Annotated in this window: 2 protein-coding genes; one reads left to right on the top strand and one right to left on the bottom strand. The window is 65.5% G+C overall.

Going from position 1 to position 1,675, the window contains the following annotated elements; translation table 11 throughout:
- Nucleotides 1-29 precede the first annotated feature (29 nt).
- Entirely contained in the window at nt 30-347 is a 318-nt protein-coding gene (locus tag ACIA76_RS43690) for a hypothetical protein (protein ID WP_397161480.1), read from the bottom strand.
- 104 nt (nt 348-451) lie between these two features.
- Here ACIA76_RS43690 and ACIA76_RS43685 point away from each other — a divergent pair, with 104 nt between their 5' ends.
- Complete coding sequence (locus ACIA76_RS43685; RefSeq protein WP_397161478.1) at nt 452-1,645, top strand: IS630 family transposase; 1,194 nt, start codon at nt 452-454, stop codon at nt 1,643-1,645.
- The last annotated feature ends 30 nt before the right edge of the window (nt 1,646-1,675 follow it).

Here is a 1,675-nt window from a genome sequence, read left to right as displayed (position 1 = left end):
AGTGGTCATGCCTACAAGTTCTTCGGGGGTCAGTGTCCGAGGTAGAGGTCGCAGGCGCAGTCGAGGGCTTCTTGTGGGCTGCCTGCGGTGAATCCGGTGGGCAGGATCTGGTTTTCGTATTTGCCGCTGCTGGCGAGGTAGAGGCCGAATCCCCACGTTGACGCTGATCCGCCGTAGCGGAGCCGGATCAGTGGCAGCCGGTCACCATCGGCCAGTTCGCCCTCAACGTAGGCGAATTGACCGTGGTAGCGGACATGCAGACAGGTCAGCTGGGACCAGCGCTCGGCAGCGTGTTGACGCAGCCGCTGCGCCAGGGAGGTCTTCGTCGAGTCCGGGATCGCGGGCATGAGGTCATCTTGCCTGCTGCGGCGTGTCGAGTCGGCGCAAGTGAGCTCATCGGGCAAGGTCGTGCGGTCTATGTTCGGAAAGTCGTTGAAGGCCTGCCGTTTTCGTGTCAGTTCCCCGTGCCCGCCAGATCGTGCTGACCGCGCCGCAGCGGCGCCGGCTCGAGAAACTGGCTTACTCCCGCACCGCCGCGATCGGGCTGGTCGTCCGTGTCCGGATCGTCCTCGATGCTGCTCATGGCTACTCGAACAACACGATCGCGGTGCGGCAGGGCGTTCATCTCGACACGGTGCGAACCTGGCGTGGTCGATACGCCGACCACGGCCTCGACGGGCTCAAAGACCGGCCGCGCTCAGGCCGGCCGCCCCGATTCACTCCCGTCCAGCGCGCCGAGATCAAAGCCCTGGCCTGCCAGCTGCCGGCCGAAACCGGGGTGCCGCTGTCCCGGTGGAGCAGCGGCGAACTGGCCGCTGAGGCAATCAACCGTGGTGTCGCCAAGACGATCTCGGCGTCGACCGTCCGCCGGATCCTGGCCGAGGATGCGCTCAAGCCATGGCAGTACCGGTCGTGGGTGTTCATCCGCGACCCGGACTTCACCACGAAAGCGGCCCGAGTACTCGACCTCTACCAGCGGACCTTCGACGGCACCCCGCTCAACGACGACGAGTATGTGATCTCCTCGGACGAGAAGACCTCGATCCAGGCCCGCTGCCGCTGCCACCCCACCTTGGCGCCCGGCCTCTCCCGCACAATGCGCGTCAACCACGAATACGACCGCGGCGGCTCGGTGGCCTACCTGGCCGCCTACGACGTTCACCACGCCCAGGTAGTCGGGTACTGCGCGGCCAAGACCGGGATCGTGCCGTTCATGACCCTGGCGGAGAAAGTCATGACCAGCGAGCCCTACGCCTCGGCCAAACGGGTGTTCTGGGTGGTGGACAACGGATCGTCGCACCGCGGCACAGCCGCCGCCGACCGGCTGGCCGCGCGGTTTCCCAACGCGGTCATGGTCCACACCCCGGTGCACGCCTCCTGGCTGAACCAAGTGGAGATCTTCTTCTCCATCGTGCAGCGAAAAGTCTTGTCTCCCAACGATTTCACCAGCCTTGACCAGATCGAAGACCGACTCACCGCCTTCGGGCGCCGCTACAACCAGACCGCCCGGCCCTTCGAATGGAAGTTCACCCCGACCGACCTCGAGGACCTGATGGCCCGGATCGAGCGGCACGAACAGAAAGAGCACTCCCAACAACCCACCGGCTGCGACCACCAGACTGCCGCATCACCGGCAGCCGCGTGAACCCCCGAAGAACATGCGGGCATGACCACT

It is taken from the genome of Nocardia sp. NPDC051570 (assembly GCF_044454005.1).
GTDB lineage: Bacteria > Actinomycetota > Actinomycetes > Mycobacteriales > Mycobacteriaceae > Nocardia.
Note: the sequence above shows the minus strand (reverse complement) of the source record. Positions and strands in the feature narration are given on the sequence as shown.

Excerpts from the sequence above, each read along its gene's own strand:
- ACIA76_RS43690 (WP_397161480.1), bottom strand. The coding sequence starts at position 347 with ATGCCCGCGATCCCGGACTCGACGAAGACCTCCCTGGCGCAGCGGCTG.